Origin of the sequence: Dyadobacter sp. 676 (assembly GCF_040448675.1) — a bacterium.
In the GTDB taxonomy this organism is placed as follows: Bacteria; Bacteroidota; Bacteroidia; order Cytophagales; family Spirosomataceae; genus Dyadobacter.
In genome coordinates, this window is sequence record NZ_CP159289.1 from 481,073 (window position 1) to 505,418 (window position 24,346).

Annotated in this window: 20 protein-coding genes and 3 pseudogenes; 13 read left to right on the forward strand and 10 right to left on the reverse strand. The window is 51.7% G+C overall.

Features of this window, described 5'->3' with window-relative positions; all coding sequences use genetic code 11:
- Positions 1–596 precede the first annotated feature (596 nt).
- From ABV298_RS02285 to ABV298_RS02315, 7 genes and pseudogenes are all read left to right on the forward strand, one after another.
- A pseudogene (locus ABV298_RS02285) lies at positions 597–1,110 on the forward strand (hypothetical protein); the annotation flags it as partial.
- Positions 1,111–1,137: 27 nt separating this feature from the next.
- Positions 1,138–2,292, forward strand: coding sequence for a glycosyltransferase (locus ABV298_RS02290; RefSeq protein WP_353720583.1), 1,155 nt, complete (start codon positions 1,138–1,140; stop codon positions 2,290–2,292).
- A 69-nt stretch (positions 2,293–2,361) separates the two neighbouring features.
- Positions 2,362–3,288: a glycosyltransferase family 2 protein gene (locus tag ABV298_RS02295; RefSeq protein ID WP_353720584.1), complete on the forward strand. Its 927-nt coding sequence runs from the start codon at positions 2,362–2,364 to the stop codon at positions 3,286–3,288.
- Positions 3,245–3,811 (forward strand): putative colanic acid biosynthesis acetyltransferase, encoded by a 567-nt coding sequence (locus ABV298_RS02300; protein ID WP_353720585.1) that lies wholly within the window; start codon positions 3,245–3,247, stop codon positions 3,809–3,811. Before ABV298_RS02295 ends, ABV298_RS02300 begins: the two co-directional genes overlap by 44 nt.
- Positions 3,808–4,551 carry a glycosyltransferase family 2 protein gene (locus ABV298_RS02305; protein WP_353720586.1) on the forward strand — a complete coding sequence of 248 codons (744 nt, stop codon included), beginning with the start codon at positions 3,808–3,810 and terminating at the stop codon, positions 4,549–4,551. Before ABV298_RS02300 ends, ABV298_RS02305 begins: the two co-directional genes overlap by 4 nt.
- 150 nt (positions 4,552–4,701) lie before the next feature.
- A complete protein-coding gene (locus ABV298_RS02310; protein WP_353720587.1) occupies positions 4,702–5,892 on the forward strand; it encodes an MraY family glycosyltransferase in 1,191 nt (396 codons plus the stop codon).
- 115 nt (positions 5,893–6,007) lie between these two features.
- Complete coding sequence (locus ABV298_RS02315) at positions 6,008–8,281, forward strand: NADP-dependent malic enzyme (protein ID WP_353720588.1); 2,274 nt, start codon at positions 6,008–6,010, stop codon at positions 8,279–8,281.
- A 74-nt stretch (positions 8,282–8,355) separates the two neighbouring features.
- Here the strand turns inward: ABV298_RS02315 and ABV298_RS02320 are convergent.
- A pseudogene (locus tag ABV298_RS02320) lies at positions 8,356–10,231 on the reverse strand (sugar-binding domain-containing protein).
- Positions 10,232–10,414: 183 nt separating this feature from the next.
- On the opposite strand from ABV298_RS02320, the gene ABV298_RS02325 reads away from it, so the two are divergent.
- Positions 10,415–11,506 (forward strand): isoaspartyl peptidase/L-asparaginase, encoded by a 1,092-nt coding sequence (locus ABV298_RS02325; RefSeq protein WP_353720589.1) that lies wholly within the window; start codon positions 10,415–10,417, stop codon positions 11,504–11,506.
- 135 nt (positions 11,507–11,641) lie between these two features.
- On the forward strand, positions 11,642–12,742 hold the full coding sequence (locus ABV298_RS02330) for a T9SS type A sorting domain-containing protein (protein ID WP_353720590.1): 1,101 nt from the start codon (positions 11,642–11,644) through the stop codon (positions 12,740–12,742).
- A gap of 147 nt (positions 12,743–12,889) precedes the next feature.
- Here ABV298_RS02330 and ABV298_RS02335 read toward each other — a convergent pair whose 3' ends face one another.
- Positions 12,890–13,759: an alpha/beta hydrolase gene (locus ABV298_RS02335; RefSeq protein ID WP_353720591.1), complete on the reverse strand. Its 870-nt coding sequence runs from the start codon at positions 13,757–13,759 to the stop codon at positions 12,890–12,892.
- Positions 13,760–14,001: 242 nt separating this feature from the next.
- Here ABV298_RS02335 and epsC point away from each other — a divergent pair, with 242 nt between their 5' ends.
- Positions 14,002–14,835, forward strand: coding sequence for a serine O-acetyltransferase EpsC (gene epsC, locus ABV298_RS02340; protein WP_353720592.1), 834 nt, complete (start codon positions 14,002–14,004; stop codon positions 14,833–14,835).
- Here the strand turns inward: epsC and ABV298_RS02345 are convergent.
- Both ABV298_RS02345 and ppk1 read right to left on the reverse strand, forming a co-directional pair.
- The gene (locus ABV298_RS02345; protein ID WP_353720593.1) at positions 14,828–15,421 is read right to left on the reverse strand and encodes a TetR/AcrR family transcriptional regulator; all 594 of its coding nucleotides are present in this window, start codon (positions 15,419–15,421) and stop codon (positions 14,828–14,830) included. The genes epsC and ABV298_RS02345 overlap by 8 nt on opposite strands.
- Before the next feature lie 205 nt (positions 15,422–15,626).
- Positions 15,627–17,726 carry a polyphosphate kinase 1 gene (ppk1, locus tag ABV298_RS02350; protein WP_353720594.1) on the reverse strand — a complete coding sequence of 700 codons (2,100 nt, stop codon included), beginning with the start codon at positions 17,724–17,726 and terminating at the stop codon, positions 15,627–15,629.
- Positions 17,727–17,869: 143 nt separating this feature from the next.
- Here ppk1 and ABV298_RS02355 point away from each other — a divergent pair, with 143 nt between their 5' ends.
- Positions 17,870–18,160 (forward strand): aldo/keto reductase, encoded by a 291-nt coding sequence (locus ABV298_RS02355; protein WP_353720595.1) that lies wholly within the window; start codon positions 17,870–17,872, stop codon positions 18,158–18,160.
- Positions 18,161–18,173: 13 nt separating this feature from the next.
- Entirely contained in the window at positions 18,174–18,893 is a 720-nt protein-coding gene (locus tag ABV298_RS02360) for an aldo/keto reductase (RefSeq protein ID WP_353720596.1), read from the forward strand.
- An 86-nt stretch (positions 18,894–18,979) separates the two neighbouring features.
- On the opposite strand, the gene pyrE is transcribed toward ABV298_RS02360, so the two are convergent.
- Complete coding sequence (pyrE, locus tag ABV298_RS02365; protein ID WP_353720597.1) at positions 18,980–19,621, reverse strand: orotate phosphoribosyltransferase; 642 nt, start codon at positions 19,619–19,621, stop codon at positions 18,980–18,982.
- Positions 19,622–19,623: 2 nt separating this feature from the next.
- Positions 19,624–20,880 (reverse strand): annotated as a pseudogene (locus ABV298_RS02370) (hemolysin family protein).
- A 152-nt stretch (positions 20,881–21,032) separates the two neighbouring features.
- Here ABV298_RS02370 and ABV298_RS02375 point away from each other — a divergent pair.
- A complete protein-coding gene (locus ABV298_RS02375) occupies positions 21,033–21,722 on the forward strand; it encodes an NUDIX domain-containing protein (protein WP_353720598.1) in 690 nt (229 codons plus the stop codon).
- A gap of 21 nt (positions 21,723–21,743) precedes the next feature.
- Here the strand turns inward: ABV298_RS02375 and coaD are convergent, their stop codons facing one another.
- The 4 genes from coaD to ABV298_RS02395 all read right to left on the reverse strand — a co-directional run bounded on the left by coaD (position 21,744) and on the right by ABV298_RS02395 (position 24,242).
- Positions 21,744–22,226 (reverse strand): pantetheine-phosphate adenylyltransferase, encoded by a 483-nt coding sequence (gene coaD / locus ABV298_RS02380; RefSeq protein ID WP_353720599.1) that lies wholly within the window; start codon positions 22,224–22,226, stop codon positions 21,744–21,746.
- Positions 22,227–22,237: 11 nt separating this feature from the next.
- The gene (locus ABV298_RS02385) at positions 22,238–23,173 is read right to left on the reverse strand and encodes a DUF3822 family protein (RefSeq protein ID WP_353720600.1); all 936 of its coding nucleotides are present in this window, start codon (positions 23,171–23,173) and stop codon (positions 22,238–22,240) included.
- On the reverse strand, positions 23,163–23,672 hold the full coding sequence (locus ABV298_RS02390) for an NUDIX domain-containing protein (protein ID WP_353720601.1): 510 nt from the start codon (positions 23,670–23,672) through the stop codon (positions 23,163–23,165). Before ABV298_RS02390 ends, ABV298_RS02385 begins: the two co-directional genes overlap by 11 nt.
- Before the next feature lie 129 nt (positions 23,673–23,801).
- Positions 23,802–24,242 (reverse strand): CBS domain-containing protein, encoded by a 441-nt coding sequence (locus ABV298_RS02395; RefSeq protein ID WP_353720602.1) that lies wholly within the window; start codon positions 24,240–24,242, stop codon positions 23,802–23,804.
- Positions 24,243–24,346 lie beyond the last annotated feature (104 nt).

Here is a 24,346-nt window from a genome sequence, read left to right on the forward strand (position 1 = left end):
GCGAGATCGGGAAGGCCATTGAAAAGGCCGACCCCGCCGACGAGTTTCTGGTGGCGCAAATCGCGTTGTACGAAGCAAGCCGGAAAGCCATGCAAGCCGACGACACGATCGTTTACGACTACCCGTACCGGTTACTTTTCAGGCGAAGCCTCGACCAGGTCGGTTTGGGGGAAAGAAGGGCGGCGCTCTTTAAAATATTCCGTGAATACCGGCCCGACGTACTCAACATTACCGGCTATTTCGACTGGGCGCAGGTGCTGCTGATGTTCTACGCGCGGTGGAAGGGAGTGAAAGTGGTGATTTCTTCCGAGTCTTCATCCGCTGACCATAACCGGTCGGCCTGGAAAGAGTGGGTCAAAAAAGCAATCGTTAGCCGCGCCCACGCATTTTTTTGCTTTGGGAAAACCTCCGCCGAATACCTGGAAAGCCTGGGTGTAGCGAAACGCGCAATTGCGGTCCGAAACGCGGCGGTAATCGACGAGCAGGTGATCCGGGAACGTTACGACGAGGCAAAAAAAGCATTTGCTGCCAACACGGCGGAAAATGCCGTTCACAGAAAGTTCGTATATGTAGGAAGGCTGGCGGCGGAAAAGAACCTGAATACGCTGATCCGTGCATTTGCGAACGCCGGAAAACAGTCCGGTTCGGATTGGCAGCTTCTGCTTGTTGGTGACGGCCCGGAGCGGGAAGCGCTTCAAAAAGCTGGCCGACGGGCTGGGCATTGCAGGCAAGGTCGTTTTCGCGGGCGGTTTTCCGTGGTACCACGTGCCTGGCTGGCTGGCGCAGAGCGACGTGCTCGTGTTGCCGAGCAAGTCGGAACCGTGGGGGCTCGTGGTGAACGAAGCGATGGTTTGCGGAATGCCGGTGATCGTATCGCAAACTTGCGGTTGTGTGGGCGACCTCGTGCGGAATGGCGTCAACGGGTTTACATTCGATTATACGCGACAAACTGATCTGGAAAAACATCTGAACTATTTTATCCAAAACCCCGACCGCATTGCCGGCATGGGGCTGGAATCCCTGAAATTAATCGCTCCTTTCGCTTCGGCGCCGGTGGCGGCCCAAATGGTAGAGACCTACCGGGAGCTGGCCGGCCAACGGAAAGGAGCCTGACGAACACAACTATACATTCAAAGCATGCGAATACTCAATATTTGTGCATATACATGGGCGATCGGAGGCCCGGCCCGCATTATTTACGACCACACCACGGAAGTTGTGAAGCAGGGCCACCAGGTTGATATCCTGAGTCCGATGACACCCGGAGAGAAAATGTACCCCGTGCCCGAGGGCGCACGCCTGATCCAGGTCGCGCGCACCACACCGGTGAGCAACTTTTACCGGGAATTCTCCATTGATTTGTACAAATACCTTAAAAAGCACATTCATGAATACGATGTGGTGCACATGCACGGCATCTGGCATTTCGGCAGCCTCGCGCCGTTCCTGATACCTTCCAGGGCAGTTAAGGTGATTACGATCCATGGATTGCTCGACAAATGGGCCGTGGCGCACAGCAAATGGAAAAAGGACCTCGTCACGTTTCTGTACCAGAAAAGGCTCCTTGGCGAAGCCGACCTCATCCAGATCAATAACACCGACGAAGAGGAGGACGTGATCCGCTACCTCGGCTATCGCCCCAAAAACATGGTGATTGTGCCCAACGGTATGAAGCTCGACGAGTATACCCGTTCCCATTTACCGGCAAAAGGCATTTTCAGGGCCAGATACGGCATTTCGCCCGATCAGCAAATGGTACTGTTTATGGCGAGGCTCAACATCAAGAAAGGGCTCGACCTCCTTTTGCCCGCATTCGATAAGGTGCACCGGCTGTTACCCAACGCCCGGCTCGTGCTGGCCGGCCCTGACGACGGTTACCAGGCCGAAACGGAGGAATTTATCCGGAAACATAACCTCGGAGACCGCATCAAGCTTGTAGGAATGCTGACCGACACCATCAAAAAAGAGGCATTAGCCGATGCCGACCTGTTCGTTTCGCCCTCCTACTCGGAAGGTTTTTCGATCGCCGTACTCGAAGCGATGACCTCGGGAGTACCCGCGCTCGTATCCGACCGCGTGGGTTTCGGCGATTATATAGCCAGGTACGACGCAGCTTACCTCACACCGTTGACAAGCGATGGCGTAGCCGAGGGCCTTCTTAAAATATTACAAGACAAAGCTTATGCCGAAGCCATCGCAAATCGAGCCTACAAGATGGTAACCGAAAATTTTGACATCCGGGTGGTTGCCAATCAGTTATTGGAAGAATACAAGAAAGTTCAAAAAAAGTAACTACATTTGCTCCCGAAGTAACCGCTAACCGGCACCGGCGAACGGCGCCGGTCCTGTTTCCAAGCCAGTATGGTCGATTTATCCGTCATCATTTTAACACACAACGAATCCAGGCACATTGGCAGGTGTATTCAGAGCCTGTTGCAGGTTACCGACAAAATTTTCATTGTAGATTCTTTCTCAACCGACGACACCGTAGCGATCGCCGAAAGCTTCGGCGCTACCGTGGTGCAAAATCCCTGGGTTTCGTACGCATTCCAGTTCAATTTCGGCATTCGCAATAACCCGTTCAAGACCGAATGGCTTATGCGAATGGATGCGGACGAATATATCACCGCCGAACTCGCTCACGAGTTGAATACATCACTGCGAAGTTTCCAGGAGGATATCTCCGGCTTGTACATCAAGCGGCGGGTGATTTTCATGGAAAAATGGATCCGTCGCGGCGGCTATTACCCTATCTGGCTCCTGCGCGTGTGGCGGAGCGGGCTGGGCATCTGCGAAGAGCTCTGGATGGACGAGCATATCAAACTCAGCAGCGGCACTACGGCTCAATTACAGCACGATATCGTCGATCATAACCTCAACAACCTCACATGGTGGACGCAAAAGCATAACAATTACGCAATCCGGGAGGTGATTGACCTATTGAACATTAAATATAACTTTGATAGCAAGGAGACGGTTAAGCCCAGTTTCTGGGGCAGCCAGGAACAGCGTACGCGTTTCCTGAAAATCAAATACGCCAGTATGCCGCTTTTCACGAGGCCGTTCATTTATTTCATATTCAGGTACTTTTTCAAATTGGGCTTTCTGGATGGAACAAAGGGGCTGATGTGGCACGTTTTACAGGGGTTTTGGTACCGCTTCCTGGTGGACGCCAAGATATACGAAGTGTACCACCGCGCCGGGCGCGACAAAGAAGCAATTATTTCACATTTCAGGACGGAATATGGAAAAGACCTCAGAAACCCAAACCAATCTGTCCGTATATAACAACGACTGGTACAGGCCGGGCAGCTATCCGAGGCTGATCGGCTGGTACCTGCTCAACCGGTTGTTCATTCACACACATATCCCGTATCCGTCGGCATTCAAAGCGGCGCTGCTGCGGCTGTTCGGGGCGAAGATCGGACGCGGCGTGGTGATCAAGCCGAAGGTAAATATCAAATATCCGTGGTTCCTGCACATCGGCGACCATGTCTGGATCGGCGAGAATGTGTGGATCGACAACCTCACTTTGGTGACTATTGAATCAAATGCATGTTTGTCGCAGGGTGCAATGCTGCTCACCGGCAATCATAATTACCGGAAAAGCACTTTCGACCTGATCGTAAAGCCGATAACCCTCGGTCCCGGCTCGTGGATCGGCGCCCAAGCGACGGTTTGCCCGGGCGTGCAGGTGGGCTCTCATGCGCTGTTAACGGTGGGTTCGGTAGCGACGGGCCATCTGGAACCTTACGGGATTTACCAGGGAAATCCCGCGAAATATGTCAAAACAAGAACTATAACCAGTTGAAAGTAAGCATTCTTACGGTTGTTTATAATGGAGCCGCGACGATCCGCCACTGTATCGACTCCGTGCTTGGGCAGGATTACGCCGAAGTCGAATACATTGTCGTCGACGGAAATTCCAGTGATGGTACGCAGGAAATCGTTCGATCGTATGGCGACAAAATCGCGCATTTTCTAAGCGAACCCGACGCCGGAATTTACGACGCCATGAACAAAGGCATACAATTGGCAACCGGGGATGTGATAGGAATATTGAATGCCGACGATTTTTACGCGTATCCGTCGGTGATCAGCGATGTAGCCGAGGTACTGGCTTCCGGCGACTTCGACGCTTCCTATGGAGATCTTGAATATATTGATGCGAACGATGCAACGATCGTGCGCCGGAAGTGGGTCTCTGGTGCATATAAGGCAGGTGCATTCCTGAACGGATGGATGCCGCCTCACCCGACTTTTTTCGTCAGGAAAGAAGTTTACAACGCGCACGGTAATTTCCGCCTCGATCTGGGAAGCGCGGCCGATTATGAGCTTATGCTGCGATTCGTGCACCGCGAGAAAATCAGGCTGGCATACGTGCCGAAGGTCCTCGTGAAAATGCGGGCCGGCGGAGTCAGCAACAGCACACTAAAAAACCGTATTGCGGCTAACCGCAACGACCGGCTCGCATGGAAAATCAACAATCTGGAACCGAGGTTTTACACTTTGTGGTTAAAACCTTTGAGAAAAATAATTCAATTTATCTAAGGACAGGAAGTCAACCGGAGTATCGTAAACCAAATGGTAAATATTTTGATAATCAGCCGTTTGCATATTTCAATTATTGGTATATATTTCGACATCTGAATAAGGACTTTCAGGTCCGTCCTCAACGCACTTCACTAATTGACAGGTATTATGGAACTACAACTACCTCTGCAGATACTTACCGAAGGGAACGTCAACTCGCTCGTTCATCACGACATTTACCAATGCCTGCTCTCGTTTTTGATCGCATGTTTTTTATCCATCATCTCCATCCCTATCATTATTAACCTTTCGAACCTCCTGCACCTGACGGCCAAGCCGGGTTTCAGGAGTTCGCACGAAACGGAAACACCTACCCTGGGGGGGATCGCCATATTTGCAGCCACGCTGATCGCCTATTTCCTCTGGCCGCATTCGGAGAATATCCTTGATTCCAACCTGATCAGCCTGGCGATGACCGGCGTAATCATCCTTTTTTTCCTGGGGATCAAGGACGATATTCTGGCCGTCGACCCCACCAAAAAGCTCATTATCCAGATTTTTGCATCGCTGATACTTGTGGCGATGGGCAATTTCAAAGTCGATAACTTCTACGGGATATTCGGTATTCACGGCGTTTCCGATTTCATCAGCATCCCGCTGACCGTCTTCATTTTCATCGCCATTATCAATGCGATTAACCTCATCGACGGGATCGACGGGCTGGCGGGCGGTATCAGCCTCATCGCCGGGCTCGGGTTCGGTATCTGGTTTATCGCCAACGACCATTTCTCGTTCGGTTGCCTTGCATTCGCGATGTCGGGCTCCCTGCTGGGCTTCCTCCGTTTCAATTTTTCCAAAACGAGCAAGATTTTTATGGGCGATACGGGCTCGCTGATCGTCGGCTATCTGCTGTCGATCTTCTCCGTGGAATTCCTGTCGCTCAATGTCGGCTACCTGCACGATCCGAATGCCTATTTCAATGCGCCGATTATCGTAATGGTACTCCTTATTGTCCCGATCTTCGACACGCTGCGCGTCTTTATTGTGCGTATTTTCAAAGGCGGCTCGCCTTTTGTGGCCGACCGTAACCACATGCACCATATCCTGATCGACAACGGTCTGAACCACTTCTGGGCTTCGTTTACGCTCTGGATGGTGACGATCGTGAACACGGCGTTGTTCTTCGCGTTCCATGGCAACATCACCAACACCGCCTCCCTTTACATTTACATCGGAATGTTCGGGGTGTACATGGTATTTGCCTATTTTCTCAAAAAACGCATTGTTTCCGTAAAAGAGCGGAAAAATTTGGCTAAAAGCCCGTCACTGGCCGACGACGACCTTTCCACGTTCCAGTAACCGGCCGCGACGGGCCGCCCCGAAACGGCAATGAATTTCTCACGAATACCTTATCCCGATTCATTGCGATGAACCGAATGTTTGTACCTTAGCGCGAAACATCGTCCACTTAGGTATGAACAAAAAGATCAGAAAAGAAGACGCGCTATACTACCATTCCAAGGGTAGGCCAGGAAAAATACAGGTTATTCCCACCAAAGAAACGAGTACCCAACGCGACCTTTCGCTTGCCTATTCGCCCGGCGTGGCAGAGCCCTGTCTGGAAATCGCCGACAATGTAGAAAACGCCTATCAATATACTGCCAAGGGCAATCTGGTAGCGGTTATCAGCAATGGTACCGCGGTGCTGGGGCTTGGCGATATCGGCCCGGAAGCTTCCAAACCTGTCATGGAAGGCAAGGGGCTCCTCTTCAAAATTTATGCGGACATCGACGTTTTTGATATAGAACTCAACACCAAGGACGTCGACGAATTTGTAAGGACCGTCAAAATCCTCGAACCAACTTTCGGCGGGGTCAACCTCGAAGACATCAAAGCTCCCGAATGTTTCGACATCGAAGAGCGGCTCAAAAAAGAGCTGAACATTCCCGTGATGCACGACGACCAGCATGGTACGGCGATAATCAGCGCCGCGGCGATGCTGAATGCGCTGAAACTCGTTAACAAGGATATCAACGACATTCGTGTCGTCGTCTCGGGCGCGGGCGCGTCCGCGGTTTCGTGTACGAAGCTGTACCTCGCATTGGGTGCAAACCCGAAAAACATCGCCATGTTCGATACCAAAGGCCATATCCACAATGGCCGGACGGACCTGAGCGAAATGAAAAAGCAATTCGCGACCGACAATGTTTACGAATCGCTCGAAGCAGCCATGGTGGGGGCCGACCTTTTTCTCGGTCTCTCGACGGCGAACATTGTCACCAAGGAAATGGTCAAATCCATGGCCAAGGACCCGATCGTACTTGCAATGGCCAATCCGAACCCGGAAATCCCCTACCCCGACGCTGTAGAGGCACGGGAGGACGTGATCATGGCAACGGGTCGGTCGGATTACCCCAACCAGGTAAATAACGTGCTGGGCTTCCCGTACATATTCAGGGGCGCGCTCGACGTACGCGCGACGGAAATCAACGAGGAAATGAAACTGGCCGCCGTTCACGCCCTGGCCGATCTTGCCACCAAGCCTGTGCCCGACATCGTAAACCTCGCTTACAACGAGACGAACATCGTTTTTGGTAAAAATTATATTATTCCAAAACCGGTAGACCCGCGCCTGCTGACGACCGTCGCGCCTGCTGTGGCTAAGGCCGCCATCGCGACCGGCGTGGCAAGACGGGTAATTACGGATTGGGACGCTTACGAGCAGGAACTCTCGAACCGTCTCGGCCGTAACGAGCAGATCTCGCGCGTGATCCTCAACAAGGCGAAACTCGCCCCGAAGAAAGTCGTTTTCGCGGATGCCGAAAACATCCAGGTGCTCCGCGCGGCTCAACAGGTGCGCGACGAAGGCATTGCCACGCCGATCCTGCTGGGCAACAAGGAAACCATCCTGCATTTGATCCGCGAAAGCAAACTCGACCTCGCCGACGTATCGATCATCGACCCGCGCGCCGAGGAAAGCGAGCCGATGATCGAGAAATATGCTTCGAAACTGTTCGACAAGCGTAAAAGAAAGGGCCTTACCCCTATCGAAGCCCGCCGTACGATGTATTTCAAAAGCTACTTCGGGTCGATGATGGTCGAAAACGGAGAGGCGGACGCATTTATTTCCGGTCTGACGAGGACCTATCCCGACACGATCCGCCCCGCATTGCACGTGATCGGCAAGCAGGAAGGCGTCAACAAAGTAGCGGGTATGTACATTCTGCTCACGCCCAAAGGGCCGCTGTTCTTCTCGGACACCACCGTGAACCTCGACCCGACCGTCGACGACATCGTGGAAATCACCGAGTTAACAGCAAAAGCCGTTGAACGCTTCAATATCCAGCCACGCATTGCATTGGTAACCTACGCCAACTACGGAAGCGCCAAAGGTGCCGACGCCGAGAAAATGCGCGACGCCACTGCCATTCTGAAAAAGCGTAACCCGTCCATGATCGTGGAAGGTGAAATGCAGGCGCACCTGGCATTCAATACGGCATTGTTGAAGGAAAACCACCCGTTCAGCGACCTGGTCGACGGCGGTGCCAACACGTTGATCTTCCCGAACCTCTCGGCCAGCAACATCGCTTACAACCTGCTTAAAGAAGCGGCAGAACTCGAAACCATCGGCCCCATCCTGCTCGGCTTGAAAAAGCCGGTGCACGTGCTGCAATTGGGTAGTTCGGTGCGCGAGATCGTGAACATGGTGGCAATAGCCGTCGTGGAAGCGCAGATGAAAGGTAATTGATGCTTTTTGATATTGTTTTAAACTAAAACTGCCCGGGTCGTTCCGGGCAGTTTTAGTTTAAATGCAATGCTTGACTACGGTTTCAGCTTCACGAACGACGGATCGTAAAGTTTGGAATGGATTTGTTTCAATTTCGCCTCCGGGAATTTCACTACTTTACGGTCGTAGGTCATTAGCCCGTTGATTTCCACCTCAACATCGGTCGTTTGTGTGTAAACCGCCGCTGAAAGCCCCTTCCTGATCAATGGCTCGAACCGGTTGATAAACGTTTCATAGCGGTTATAGAGCTCCTCCTGGTTTTTAAAACTCTGGTAACCCCAGTTATCTTTCTGCTGCCAGACATGCTGGTCGACCGGCAGGCCGAGGCCGCCAAACTCGCCGAGGACAATGATCTGTTTCTGACCGAACAAATCCGGGCGGGGCATCACAGGTGCAGGATAGTTGTGCAAGTCGATGATATGCCCCACCGGCTCGAAATTACCGCCGCTAGCGCTATTCACAAGACGGGACGGGTCGTACTGCATAGTCCAGTTGGTGATTTCGGCCGTTTTAAACTGTCCCCAGGCCTCATTGAACGGCACCCACACGACAATCGACGGGAAGAAACGGTTGGCGTCGATAATAGCCTTCCATTCGGTTTTATAGATATTCTCGGACTCCGGCGTGCGCTCCCTGTCGGTTTCATTGCCGGTAATTCCAGGACGCATCTCCCAGTTGTTGCCCAGGTCGCCGCTTGGCATATCCTGCCATACCAGCATGCCAAGCTCGTCGCAATAGCGGTACCACCTCGCAGGCTCCACTTTTACGTGCTTGCGAATCATGTTGAAACCCATTTCCTTGGTTTTCAGAATATCGAATTTCAATGCCTCGTCGGTAGGGGCGGTATAGAGGCCATCAGGCCACCAGCCCTGGTCGAGCGGACCGTATTGGAAGAGGAATTTATTATTCAAAGTCATGCGCTGAATGCCGTTTTCGTCGAACCTGACGCCTATTTTGCGCATTGCCGCGTAACTCTTCACCTCATCCACCACCTTTCCGTTGCGGGTAAGGGTCACTGTCAGGTCGTAAAGCGACGGCGAATCGGGCGACCAGAGTTTCGCATTGCCGATGGCGAGCGTGGCGGGCTGGTTAGGCGCCACTTCCTGCTCCGACACTTTGTTCGTGCCGTCCCAGACCGTAATTCTCACCTTGTCGGCCGCACCGGGACTTGCTACCTCGGCGCCGACCGTGAGCGTCTGCTTATCGATATCGGCCACGGGGTTAACTTTCGTAATATGGCTCGTGGCGACTGTTTCCAGCCAGACAGTCTGCCAGATACCCGTTACCGGCGTGTACCATATTCCATGCGGGTTTTTGATTTGTTTACCACGCGGCTGCGGGCCGTCGCTGCTCGGGTCCCAAACTTTGACTACGATTTCCTGCTGCTTTTTCTTCACCAGCAGGTCGGTAATGTCGAATGTAAACGGGTCATAACCGCCCTGATGGCTTCCTGCCGGCTTTCCGTTCACGAATACGTCGGCCTTCCAGTCCACGGCGCCGAAATGGATCAGTACCCGCTGATCTTTGAGTTTCGGAGAAAAGTCGACCAGGCGCCTGTACCACAGCACGCTGTCCTTGCCTACCGTTTTGCCTACGCCCGATAATGCGGATTCCACGGCGAACGGAACCAGTATTTTGCCGTCAAAAGTCGCAGGTTGGGCATCGCCGGCACTTTGCGGCACGATGGCGTAGTCCCAAAGTCCATTGATATTCAGCCAATTTTGTCGCACCATCTGAGGGCGGGGATATTCGGGATGGGGGGTTTTGTGGAACCACTTTGTCCGCCCATGGCGTTACGATCCTGCCCTGCACATACTTCCATCCAGGCTCCGCTCCGGCGGCTTGTTGCGCATGAGCCGGACCGTACAGGCTGCCCAGGAGAAGCCCCAGGCCAAGCACTACTTTCTTCATCGGAGTTTTCGGTTTTTGAGTAAATTTTGAGTTAGAACTACCAAAAGTACCACCGGAATGGCCTCTACTGTTAAAAAAAACGCGCATTTCCCCTCTCGAAAGCGTAACTTAACCGATTATCAGGCTGATAGCGATGCAGGATTTAGCCGCCGGATTTGAAACCATCACTCAAATTACCATCTCATGAAAAAACTTTCCTTTACCCTGCTGCTGGTCCTTTTGTGCATTTCGGCATTCGCTCAGGATTATTCCGACAGGATTACGCTCGTGATACATGGCGGCGCAGGCACCATTACGCGTGCGAACATGAGCCCTGAGCGCGAAAAAGCGTACCGCGAGGGCTTGAACCTGGCATTGCAAAAAGGTTACGAAGTGCTCGAAAAAGGTGGCACAAGCGTACAAGCCGTCGAAGCCGCCATTCGCGTCATGGAGGATTCGCCGCTATTCAATGCAGGCAAAGGCGCTGTTTTCACCAACGAGGGTAAAAACGAGCTGGACGCCGCCATCATGGAAGGCAAAACGCTTAAAGCCGGCGCGGTAGCCGGTGTTACAACCATCAAAAATCCGATTTCGGCGGCCATCGCCGTAATGGACAAATCGGCGCACGTGATGATGGCCGGCAAAGGGGCCGAGCAATTCGCCAAAGAGAAGGGCCTTGAAATCGTCGACCCTTCGTATTTCTACACTGAAGCGCGGTATAAAGCATTGCAGCGCGCGAAAGAACAGGAGAAGACGGAGCTCGATCATAATACCGGGCAGGAGAAGGAAGGAAAGGCGCGAACGGAGGAAAAGGAGATTAAAAAGGCCCCTAAAACAGGCTATCGCCATTTCGACGGGCTGATTTTTACGGAGGGCAAAAAGTTTGGGACGGTGGGATGTGTGGCTTTGGACAAATACGGTAACCTCGCCGCAGGCACGTCTACCGGCGGGATGACCAACAAAAGATATGGCCGCATTGGCGATGCTCCCATCATTGGAGCCGGAACCTACGCCAACAACGCCACCTGCGCAGTCTCCGCGACAGGTCACGGCGAGTATTTCATCCGTTCGGTGGTTGGGTACGATATTTCCGCATTGATGGAATATAAGGGCATGAGCCTTACCGACGCGGCCAATGAGGTCGTCATGAAAAAACTGGTTGAACGTGGTGGCGAAGGCGGCGTAATTGCGGTAGACCGCAATGGCAATATAGCTATGCCGTTCAACAGCGAGGGCATGTACCGGGGCTTCGTCAAAGCCGACGGCAACCGCGAAATACTGATTTATAAGGATTAAGGAAAAACGCGTCCGGGAAGTGGATTTTCCTGCGGCATTTTTTGTATTTGTTTGAAAACAAACCATACAAAATCGAAGCATTTGCGCGTTTCTGACATGTATAGTTTTGTAACCTGACGGCTTCTTTTCCTCTATATGAAATCAGTCTACAATATTCTCTTACTGATCCTGCTTTCCGCTTACGCGCAGGCGTCGCACCTGCGGGGCGGGGAAATTCTGGCAAGCCACGTTTCGGGGCAAACCTATCGTATCAAGGTGAGGTTATACCTCGATACCCAAAGTGGTAAAGGCGCAGCGGACGCTCTGAGCTCGGTAACTGCCTGCCTCGGTAATGGCGACACCAAAACCCTTCCCCGTACTTCGATTACCGCCATTTCCACACATGTGGCCGTGGGTGAATATGAGGCATCTTATACGTACCCGACATCCGGTATTTACCAGATTTCGGTCGCATTGGACAGCCGGACCGGCAACATCCTGAACCTGCCGAATGCTTTAACGACCTCCCAGTTCCTCTGGACGGTCATCGACACCCAGGCCCCCAACTCCACGCCGGTATTGCCCTATCTCGAATTTGAAGCGGGTGTTCGCCAGGTTTTTTCCATTGACCTTAAACCGACAGTGGCGGACAACGACAGCATCACCGTCAAAGTTGCCCGGCTAAGCAAGCCCTCGCCCGGCACATGCGGCGTGCGGATGGTCGACCACAGTTACCTTTTCCCCAACGAAATCAGCGCTACCGGAACATTCCGCGTGGAGCCGGCCCAAAACAAACTGGTTTGGACGGCACCCGAAGTCGTGGGTAGTTATCTTTTTGCAATTATCGTGGCCGAATGGCGAAATGGCGCCAGGATTTCGGAAAGTTACCGGGAAGGCCTGGTGACAGTCATCGACCGGCCGGGCGAAACTGTCGAAGTGCCGCCTTACGAATCGTCCGAAAACGGCGGCGTGATAACTTCCACTCCTGTTGTCCGATCCCCGGAAGTATCCATGGCGATTCAGGCTTACCCGGTGCCTACGGAAGATTTTCTGACGGTAAAGGCATACAGCAAGCAACGCGCGATCATCCGTTTGCAACTGATAGACCTGAATGGCCGCATTCTCACCGAAATCGCAAGCAAAACCCCGCAGATTGCGGTACAGGAAGAATTCGATATGCGCAGGCTCGTGAAGGGTGTCTACCTTATCCGTGCGAGCAACGATAAAGATGCCGTGACGCAGAAAGTCGTAAGATAATATCAACCGCTGTAATGGTGGCGTCCAGAAATATCGTCCTATGGAATATAGTTGTTTTAGGTGAAAATAAAATTTCACGTATTACCATAGGTTAATTATTAACGGAAAAGCGGCAGGTTCTGTAACCCGCCGCTTTCTTTTTTGTTGTCAGTTTCCGATCTCCCCGCCGCTCGGCCCCACGTCCAGCGCCGTGATCTTGTCCTGGAACAAACGGCTTTTCAGCAGCATTTCCTTGATCATCGACGCATGCGAGAATGTAATCATATGTCCCGCATTGTAAAGGAATATGTATTGAGCACGCTTGCTTTTGATATGTTTTTTGGCAAAATCGATATTCGCAGGGTCGGCGATCCAGTCGTTGCCACCCTGGATAACCGTCGTAGGCACATGGATTTTTTCCCAAACCGGCAGGAGCTTCCGCAACTCGTCGGCATGACTGTATTTTTCGGCGGTCGCTGCGTTAAACGCCCTCGGCAGAAAAAGCTGGATGAAACTCATCCTGCCCCATTTCGAAAACCAGAAAAACCGCTCTTTTTCGGGATCGATCACTGGCGAAACCATAATGAGCTCCTTCACCTGCTCGGGGGCGAGGGAAGTCAGCTTTGCAGCGATGGGCGCACCGTAGGAACGACCGAGCACGATTACCTTCTGCCCGCTTTTGTTCAGCGAGAACACCGGTAGCAGGGCGTTGGCCTGGGTTGCGATGGACGTCACATAGCGTTTCTTTTTCAGTCGCGATTTACCATAACCCACCCTGTCGACCGACACAATGTGGAAATGCTTTTGCAAATCCTCATCGTCCATCAGGTTCATATAACCCCACAGGGAGCCGGGGGCTCCGTGGATAAGCAGCAGCATCGGAAGCGTATCGGGCCCCATGCTGGCCAGGGAAAGGGAAAGTGTGTCGTTCCTGAGGAATATTTCCCTCGGCTTGACCTTTTTATCAGCATAGTGTTTCCGCACTTCCTTGGCTGAAATAATATACCGGGAAAAGCAGGAGCTCAGTAAAGCGGACAAAAAAAGGAACAGGATAACCGAGCGAAGCAACTTAAAACTTAACATACGCGGTAAAGAATCTTGCCTTATTTCCTAAATTCACAGGATATTTCAATATACGATTTAATCAGGATAAAAACCTGAGATCCGGGCTTTTTAAAAAAGAAAACGCCGCACTTAAAATTTTTCGGTGCATTTCGTTGTTGGTTACTCAAAAGCGGTACCAGCATTAGTTTAACGGTATAGTTCAACCTCTATTTTTGATGACAGCCACCCATCAAGCACTTTTTTTTGAGCGCCTCACCGCGCAGAACGAAAAATACAGGTACAAGCTGCCCTCACGGCAGGATGCAGGGAAATTTATCCAGAACCTGATCAATTTTCTCTTTCCGATCAGCAAGGATTGCCCCAGCTGCCCTGCCAAGGACCTGGCTATGAAGTATGCCGATTTGCGTAACGACCTGGATTGCATGTTGCAACCGCTCCTGCCCCAGCTCGACCGCGACAAGAACGAAATCCTCGATGAGGTATTTGCCCGGATTCCGGACATTTACGAATCTCTGCTCGCCGACGCGAGGTCGATTACGGATAACGATCCGGCTTCTGTAAGTATCGAGGAAGTGATATCGGTATATCCGGGTTTTATGGCCATTGCCACATATCGCTTCGCACATTCTTTTGCCAAAAGCGGCATTCCGCTGCTCCCGCGCATGCTTACGGAATTTGCCCACAGCCAGACCGGCATCGACATCCACCCGAATGCGACAATCGGGCATTCGTTTTTCATCGACCACGGCACGGGTGTCGTAATCGGCGAAACGACCCATATCGGGAATAATGTGAAGTTGTATCAGGGCGTGACGCTCGGGGCGACGCATGTTTCGAAATCGCTTGCCTCGCACAAACGGCATCCTACCATCGAAGACAACGTGGTGGTTTATGCCAATGCGACCATTCTGGGTGGAGAAACCGTGATCGGCCATGATTCGATCATCGGCGGAAATGCGTGGTTAACGAAAAGCGTACCTCCATATTCCCTGGTTTATCACCAAAGTAAAATAGAGATACGCCAGCATTCAGCTCCTTCTGTTACATAATGCTCCGGATGAACCTCCGGATGCCTTCCATGTACACCGGCTCCGCCTGTGAAAAGGCGTAACGGGGCTGGGTGGTCATGGTAATGCTGATAAACCCGAAGGTCAGGCACCACCACTCGTAGTAAGTCTTGGTAACGAGCTCTCCCGATTTGGGACGAAGCCCTGCGATCATTTCCCAAACCGGGTTGTCCTTGATGCTCATCGCGTGCGAATAGGCCTTCTTCGAATCGCAGTAGGCGCCTTCGAGGTTGAACATCACCTGGAAAACTTCCGGATTCTCGACGGCAAAGTTCCAGATCGTCTGCGCAACTTCCACAAGCTGTTTCTGCGGATTGCTGAAATGACCTTTTATTTTTACAAACTCCCCCTGCAAATAGTCGAAGCCTTCCATGCGGATAGCTTCCAGGAGCTTGTCTTTGCTTTCGAAATATTCATAGAGAATAGGTGGGCTGTATTCAATCACATCAGCGATCTTGCGAATCGAAACAGCCGTCCAGCCATCCTCCCGGGCAATGTCCTTGGCTGTCTTAACGATGTCTGAGCGTACCTGTATTCTAAGCCGCTCTCTTCGCTCTACTATTCCCATGCTTAAAAATGTCTTTTAGGATTGATTCAGATGATATGCTTTCAAATATAATGATATACCCCTTACACTTCAAGACCGGTCCGGCGGTCGGGACGAAAAATTCCCTTCAAAATCTCTTTATGTTTTCTACAAATGCCGCCCATTAAATCTGACAGGCCATTCCGAAATTTAATGTCGCTAAAATTTTTTTAAGCGGTAGGAAAGCTTATATTTCTGAACGCCGCGATGAGCCGCTGCGCTCGATTTTCTCCACCAGCCGGTAGTTGGCTTCCTGGGCGCGTACCTTCCCGCGCGAGTCGTCGGCGATACGTAAATTGTTCTGATACAGGTCGAGCCGCACCGATTTCTGATTGTCATTCACATAATTCCGGAGCACGGTCCGCATCTGATTTTTCAATGTTTCGTCCAGTACCGGAAAGCAAATGTCGATCCGGCGATGCAGGTTCCGGTGCGTCCAGTCGCAGGATGTCAGGTAAATCTCGTCGTTGCCCCGGTTGCCGAAATGGAATATGCGCGTGTTTTCGATGTAACGGTCGACAAGCCGGCTCACGACGATGTTATCGCTGATCGACGGCAGCCCCGAGATCAACCCGCAGCTTTCGCTCACGATCACGTGCACCGGCACCCCCGCCTGACCGGCCTGGTACAACTTGTCGATCAGGATATGGTCCTGCAATTGGTTGATTTTGATGGTTATGAATGATTTGAGCCCCGCATTGCAGTTGGTAATCTCCCGGTCCATCAGATCGAGCAACCGTTTTTGCAGGTTAAACTGGGTCACATACAAATTGTTGAAAGGCAGATATTTGTACTTCTTCGGCTCGTCCTGCGTCGACAAATAGCCGAAGAGCAATTCAAGTTCGTTGGTTAGCTCGCGATGTGAGGTAAGCAATGCATGATCTACGATCTCGCGGCTTGTCAATCTGTAAAAACCACCCGTTCCGAGGAATGCGTACCGCTCCCAACCTTTCTGGACCTTGCGCTTCACAAGCGCCATTTTCGCATGCACTTTCAGTCCGGGCACGCTCAGCAGGATTTTCACACCCGCGTCCCGCATCTTTTTCGACCATTGCAGGTTTTCCTGAATATCCAGCTTGGTATTCAGTTCCACATAGGTCGTGACCCGCTTGCCGTTTTTGGAAGCGCTGATCAATGAGTTGAGAATGAATGAGTTCGGGCTGATTTTATACAGCGACACATGGATTTCACGCACGTGCGGGTCCACGGCTGCTTCGTTAAAAAACCTTACGATAGGCTCATAGGATTGGTAAGGCAAATGCAACATCTGGTCCGCTCGGAGGATCGCTTCGAAAACCGATTGTGTTTCGTCGAATTCCGGGTTCTGTGCCGGTCGCTGGTAGGGATAATCGAGTCGTCGCGAAAGCGCGGGGAATTTCACCAGATCCTGCATAAGCAGATAATCGCCGCGTTCGTGAAATTCGTTCATAGGGATGGCCAGCTTGCCCACCAGATATTCCCGCACATACAGCGGCATGCCGGATTCATAAAAATACTGCGATGGCTGTACGAAATTCCGCTTTTCGAGCTGCTTTAAAATCCGTTGCGCCACCTGCACCGGATATTCGTCCTCGATGGACAGCTCCGTTTCGCGCTCTACGCGCAATGCATAGCTTTCAAGTATCTGGTAACCCGGAAAAAGCACCGGCAGATTTTCACGGATCACATCTTCCATAAAAGCAATGTGCCGTTTTCCCTCCCATTCGGGCAGTTCCAGAAACCGTCCATAAGGCTCCGAAGGCACATTCACGGACGCGTACCAGTCCTCTTCGGCGTCTTCCCTGTGCTGCATCCGTACGATGAGGTACAGCTGCTTCGATTCGAATGCGGGGGTTTTGAGCGTGCGGCGGCTATCCAGAAAAACCGGTTGCAGGTAACGGAAAAGCTTTTCCACAAAAAACCGCCTTACAAACACCACATGCTCCGGCACAAATGCCTCCCGGTAGTACAAATGCACCCCCTGGTCGAGCAAGGCGGGCAATATGCCTGAAATAAGAATATCGTTGAATTCCCGAAGCTGGTTTTCGACTGTTTCGTAGACATGTTCGAGCAACGACTCGGGAAAAATGTTCAGCTTGGAGCGGATATCGTTGCTTACTTCCAACATCGCGAGCAGGTTCGGGATACGTACCCGGTAGAACTCCTTGGTCTGATAAGCGTAAATACCCAGGAACCGCAGCCTTTCCCTGACCGGTACCGTTTCGTCGTTCGCTTCCAGCAACAACCTGTAATTATTCGAAAGCCAGCTGAGATTGGTATCAAAGTAAGGATAGGCAACGTCGATCATTGAGTGTGGTGTAAAAGATCCAAATTTTGTTACAATATAAATACATTTGGCGGGTAAGGATATAACTTTGCAAGACAAAAATTACCGTTGTATGGTAAGTTTCCGATGCTATATCTTCACTCAAAATTATTCGTAAATTAACTATGCGTTATCAATTATTGGGCCGCTCGGGCTTGCGGGTATCAGAGGTTTGCCTGGGAGCCATGACGTTCGGAAAAGACTGGGGCTGGGGTGCTGATAAGCACGAGAGCTTCAAAATATTCGAAGCCTATGCCAACGCAGGCGGCAACTTCATCGACACCGCGAACCGGTACACCGAAGGCACTTCGGAAAAATATGTAGGCGAATTCATCGAAAGCGACCGCGACCATTTCGTACTCGCGACGAAGTTTACGCTCAAAGGACCGCAACGACGACCTCAACTTTGCCGGTAATCACCGCAAGAACATGATGCGCTCGGTGGCGTCGAGCCTCAAACGCCTCAACACGGAGTACATCGATCTTCTTTGGGTGCACTTGTGGGACAATACCACGCCTACCGAAGAGGTAATGCGCGGCCTCGACGACCTGGTAACCCGCGGCATCGTGCATTATATCGGCATTTCCGATACGCCTGCCTGGATCGTTTCACAGGCCAATACCATCGCCGATTTTCGCGGCTGGAATGCGTTTGCAGCCATTCAGTTCGAATACTCGCTCCTGCAACGCACCCCCGAACGCGACCTGTTGCCAATGGCGAAAGCGCTCGATCTGGCCGTAACCCCGTGGGGAGCGATTGGCGGCGGCGCGTTGACGGGTAAGTACCTGCGCGGCGAAACCGGCCGTGTGCCCGACCACAGTATCCGCAGAAGCGAACATGCAGGTACTATCGCTCAGGCTGTTGTGGATGTCGCGGCGGAACTCGGCGTAACCCCCGCTCAGGTCGCCATCAACTGGACACGCCACCGCAACCAGGTCATGATCCCGATCATCGGCGCATCCAAAGAAAAGCAATTGATAGATTCACTCGGCTGTCTCGACTTCCGTCTGCCGGAAGAAGCATTGCAGCGCCTGCACGAGGTAAGCAAAATAGAACTCGGCTTCCCCCACGAATTCCTGAAATCCGACGGCGTGAAGGAAGAAGCATTTGGAGGGCTTTACGAGAGCTTGGATAATCATCGGGGGTGAGGGGGCTGTAAGCTGTAAGCCGTAGGCTATAAGCTGTATGTGTAGTATAACAATTCGCTTATAGCTTATAGCTTACGGCTTACAGCCTACCTGCCCCACTTCTCCGGCGCTAGCCGCCAGGCTGCTAGGCTTTCCAGTTGCTCGCTGCTGACGTAGTTGTGTTCCAATGCTACGTCGATCAATGCATTGTAGTTGCTGATTGTATCGAGCCGGACGTTTTTGGCAGCGAAATTGTTCGTTGCTACTTCGAATCCGTAGGTAAATATTGCCACCATTCCCGCCACTTCGATGCCCGCTTCGCGAAGCGCATCCACTACTTTCAGCGAACTTCCTCCCGTCGAAATGAGGTCCTCGACGATCACTACCGACTGGCCTTTTTCCAGCCTGCCTTCGATCTGGTTGCCCATTCCGTGCTTTTTGGGCTCGGGCCGCACGTATGCGAAAGGTAATTCGAGGAGGTCGGCTACTAATGCACCTTGTGCGATACCGCCCGTGGCAACCCCTACCACAGCCTGGACATCAGGATATTTCGCGCGGATAAGCTCGGCCAGCGCCTTTTTGATAAACGTGCGGGTGTCGGGGTACGACAGTGCCACGCGGTTGTCACAGTAAATCGGGGAATACCAGCCGGAGCTCCATTGGAACGGCTTTTCGGGGCTTAGTTTGATGGCCTGCGCTTCGAGCAGCAGCTCGGCGATTCGTTTGGTGATATCCAGATCGTTCGACATTCTTAATCTTCGGATTCTTCCTGTTTATTATAATTGGTTACTAAAAGCTTGTCTATCCGGCTGCGGTCCATATCGATCACCTCGAACTCAAACTGTTTCCAGCTGAATTTTTCGCCCGTTTGCGGGATGTTTTCCAGAATATGCAGGACGAAGCCCCCCGAGCGTGTTGAAGCCTACCAGCTCCCGTCGTTCGCTCTCCTGGATATTGATATTGAAATACTGGATAAAATCGTCGAACGGCAGCTGGGCGTCGATGAGATAGCTGCCGTCGTCCCGCTTCACGATTTCCGACGCTTCTTCAATGTCTTCGGAAATGTCGCCTACCAACGCATCCATAATATCGTGCATGGTCACCACGCCGAGCGTTCCGCCGTATTCATCCACGATAATCCCGAAATATACACGCTGTTCCTTGAATTTTTCGAGCGCCTGATAGGCCCGGTTACTTTCGGGAAGATAAACCGGGTCGCGCATGATGGTATTCAAATGCGCCATCTGTACTTCCAGATCGGTCGCGATAAGGTCTTTTACATATACCAGCCCCACGACGTCGTCGACATTCCCCCGGCAAACCGGGTATATGGAGTGCCTCGAATCCAGAATCTTGGCTTTGTTTTCCTCAACGGTATCTTCGAGGTCGAGCCACACTATCTCCTGCCGGTTAGTCATCAGTGAAGTTACCTTGCGGTCGCCGAGCTGAAACACATTGTGCACAATCTCCTGCTCGATTTCTTCGAACACCCCCCCCCGGATGTCCCTTCCTGGATAAGACTTTTGATCTCCTCCTCGGTCACCGCGTTTTCGGTCTGTTTGATATTTAAAATTCTGATAATCAAGTCACTCGAAAAACCAAGCAATGCAATGAACGGCGCTGTAACCTTCGAAAGCAGATTCATCGGCGTGGCCATTACCTTGGAAATAGCTTCCGGATTGGACATCCCGATGCGCTTGGGAACAAGCTCGCCGAGTACGAGCGACAAATAAGTAATGAGAACAAGCACCGTACCCACGGCGAGCGAATGTGCGTAAGGGGCGAGCGCGGGCACACGGGAAATTATTTGCTCAAAATCGGCAGTGATATTGTCGCCACTGTACATACCGGTCAGCAAGCCGATAAGCGTAATGCCGATCTGGACGGTGGAAAGAAATTTCGTAGGTGAATTCGCCAGGTTCAATGCGGCTTTGGCGCTAGAATCGCCGTTCTTTGCTGCTGCTTCCAGGCGCGATTTTCGTGAGGAAACCAGTGCTATCTCCGACATTGAAAAAAGGCCATTGAGCAACACCAGAAGTAGAATAATAAGGAGTTCCAAGAACTGTCGGGTTGTTACAGATACAAATTTATCAATAATAATCTCTGCCTAAACTAAACTCTTTACTTAATTTTGCGATCCATTCACGTACCCGTTCCAAAATGATCATTTTTTTCGACGACCGTCCAGTCAGAGTTGTACGGACAAACCAGCTGTCCGCCGCCGAAACTTCGCGTTTCGAGCATATTGTGGATCTGAGACTGGAAAAGTTGCAAAGAAGCATGCTGACAGGCCATGTCCTGTTCCTTAATTCTACTGCTACCAGTGCCATCCAGGTGATCCAGATGCTCGAAAAGGAATTCCCGAAGGACATGCTCTCGATCACGATGGCTACACGCGAGAAATCGGAGGTAGAAGACAGGATCAAAGCGCAGTACAAGGTGATCAAGGCGGCAGGCGGCGTGGTCGTGAAGGGTGGCAAATGGCTGTTCATGTACCGCCGCAAAATGTGGGACCTGCCCAAAGGCAAGCTCGACAAAGGCGAAAATTCCAAGGTGGCGGCAACACGCGAAATAGAGGAAGAAACCGGCGTGAAGGCGGTGATCCGCGACAAGATTTGCACTACCTGGCATACCTACTCGCTCAATAACAGCCGCATTCTCAAACGCACGAAATGGTACCTGTTCGATTGCCTCGACGATTCCCGGATGAGCCCCCAGGCCGAAGAACAGATCGAAAAGCTGGACTGGTACGAGCCTGCGGAGGCAAAATCGCTGCTCATCAATTCATACAGCTCGATCCGCTACGTGATCGACAGCCTCAGCAAGATCCACAGCCTGAAAGAACCCTGAATACCGGTTCGGGGCATTGCATCAGCTGTTCTGCCCGGCCTGTTTCAGTTCGGACAGCGAATAGGGAAGGAAATTGTCCACGGCCTGTCCATACCTGTGCAGGTCGCGGATAATGCTCGAACTGATCGGCGCCAGGCTCGGCGAAGTAATGAGGAAAACGGTTTCGATTTCTTCATACAAATACCTGTTTACCTGCGAAATCCCGTTTTCATACTCAAAATCGGTGGTATTGCGCAGCCCTCTCAGCAGGAATCTCGCGCCCAATTCCCGGGCGGTGTGGGCCGTCAGGTCGTCATAGGTTATCACCTTCACGCTAGGCTCGGAAACAAACGTCCTTTCGATCATCTCCTTCATCACTTCCAGCGGAAAATAGCGCTTTTTAGTGGCATTGTTACCGATCCCGATCACAACCTGATCAAACAACCTCAACCCACGCAGGACGATATCCTCGTGCCCTTTTGTAAACGGATCGAAAGATCCCGGAAATAATGCAATGCGCTTCATAGGAGGTCGTATCAGGAAGATATAAGATAGGTATTGAACAAACCGAAATACCGGTGACCGGGCACTTCCGCACATTGCGGACTGTATTTCAGCGTCGTCGGCCGGGTACCCATGTGCAAGTTCGGGAAAAACCGCGAAAGCTCGCGATAAGATTCCGAGGCCGGCGTGATTTCGCCATAACAAAGCACCTTGATTTCTTCGGGCAGAACATTCAGTTGGTTCAATGTAAACAGGATAATGTAGGCCAATTCCTGTGTTTGGGTATATTTAAACCGGTTGCACAGCATCAGTTGCTGGCTTTCGCTCACTATCAGCGTGAAATGGTCCTTCTCGAAATACAACGACATCATCCGCATCTCCTGATGCTCCACATGGTTTACCAGCGAGCCGATGGCCAATGCGCCCGTCAAATGATAGAACGTGACGGTCGATGCACTAAAATGGTTCACCACCCAGTCGTACCAAAGCTCCTGGATGCTGAAAACATTCTGCGCGTGCACGAGCGGAAGATCGTGCCAAAGCACTTTTTCGTGCTTCGAGACTGGGCTGCCCAACGCGAAGGAAAGGTATTCGTAAGCCGATTCGGGCTTGAAAAGCAAGTTAGGTACCAGCGTGAATGCGTGGGAATTTACGGTAACCCGTACATTCTTCCAATTGTTGGGAGACCAGGACAAATGCCCGCTGAAAATCCGTTTCAGCCGTTCGAAAATCTCTGTCGGCGTAAGCGGGTTTTCGAAGAAATAATCTTCCAGCCAGATGCATTCCATATTCTCGTCCCTTACGATACAAAAACGGATGCGCCGTTCATCGAGCTCGATACAAAGCGTACAAAGCGGAATGCTGGCCGCATCGAAGGAATTGTCTCCTACTAAGAGCGTCGGAATAACTTCAATTAACTGGTTTTCAGAATTTGCCACGTCGTCGGGGTCGTGTTGTTTAGTGACCAAGCGGATGTTGATCTGCAGTAATATACTTGTTCAATTTAAAAATTCCTGCCAGCGAGCCGGCCATATTCAAAATCCGGTGACGCTGCGCGGGTTCAAGTCGCCGGATTTCCTCCCAGTCCATAAACCGGACGTCGCGGATAATCTGCCCGTCGGCGCCGAGTTCAGGGTCCGAGCCGGATGCGGTGTTCCCGGTAAAAGATCTGATTTCAAAAAACAATTCCACCGCATGCAGGGGCGCCTTAATATGCTCATGCACGAAAAGCAGCTCCCCTACTTCCACATCGAGACCGGTTTCCTCCCTGAATTCACGGATCAACGCATGTTCGGCACGTTCACCGAACTGCACACCGCCTCCCGGAGGGGACCAGAAAATGCCGTCGGCCCCGTAGAGTGCATGATTTATAAGCAAAAGCTTGTCGCCGCGCATGCATATGCCGCAAGCCCGCACGCGCACGGTGCCCCCGTACAAATTACCTATGTTTGCGTTTAACGTCTGCAAAACCAGTTTTTGAACGGGCAAAGATAACCAACCGTCCAGAATAGACAAGACATTATTCTGCCATCCCGTTTCCGGGCAGGTCGCCAAGGGAGTGCGATACGGAGGTTATTTCGGGCAAATGGGCCGGTGTCAGGAATAGGGACTTCCGGAAATATAACTTTCGAGGGTGTTGATGTGTTCCTTCTGCTCGTGAATGATCGCCGAAACAATGTCGTTGATTGAAATGATGCCGATAAGCCTGCCGTCGCGATTCACGGGCAAGTGCCGGATGTGCCTGTCCGACATAATCTGCATACAGGCCTCGATTTTCTCGTCTGTCTCCACGGTAATCACCTTGCTGGTCATCACGTCGCGGATCAGCGTGTCTTTCGAAGCGCGTCCCTGCAATATCACTTTCCTCGCGTAGTCGCGTTCGGAAAAGATACCGATCAGCTCATTATCTTCAAGTACCAAAACTGCACCAATGTTTTTCTCGGCCATGAGCTCCAGAGCCTCAAACACTGTGTTGTCCTGCGTAACCGACCAAATCGCATTGACAGGCTTGTTGCCCATTACATGTTGTACCAGCATAGATGTTTAGGTTTGGGGATTTGAGATAAAGGGAGTCTAATATATGGATTTGACCTATTAAAGTCCAATAAATTCTGAGTATATTTTTGTAAATGGATCGGCTT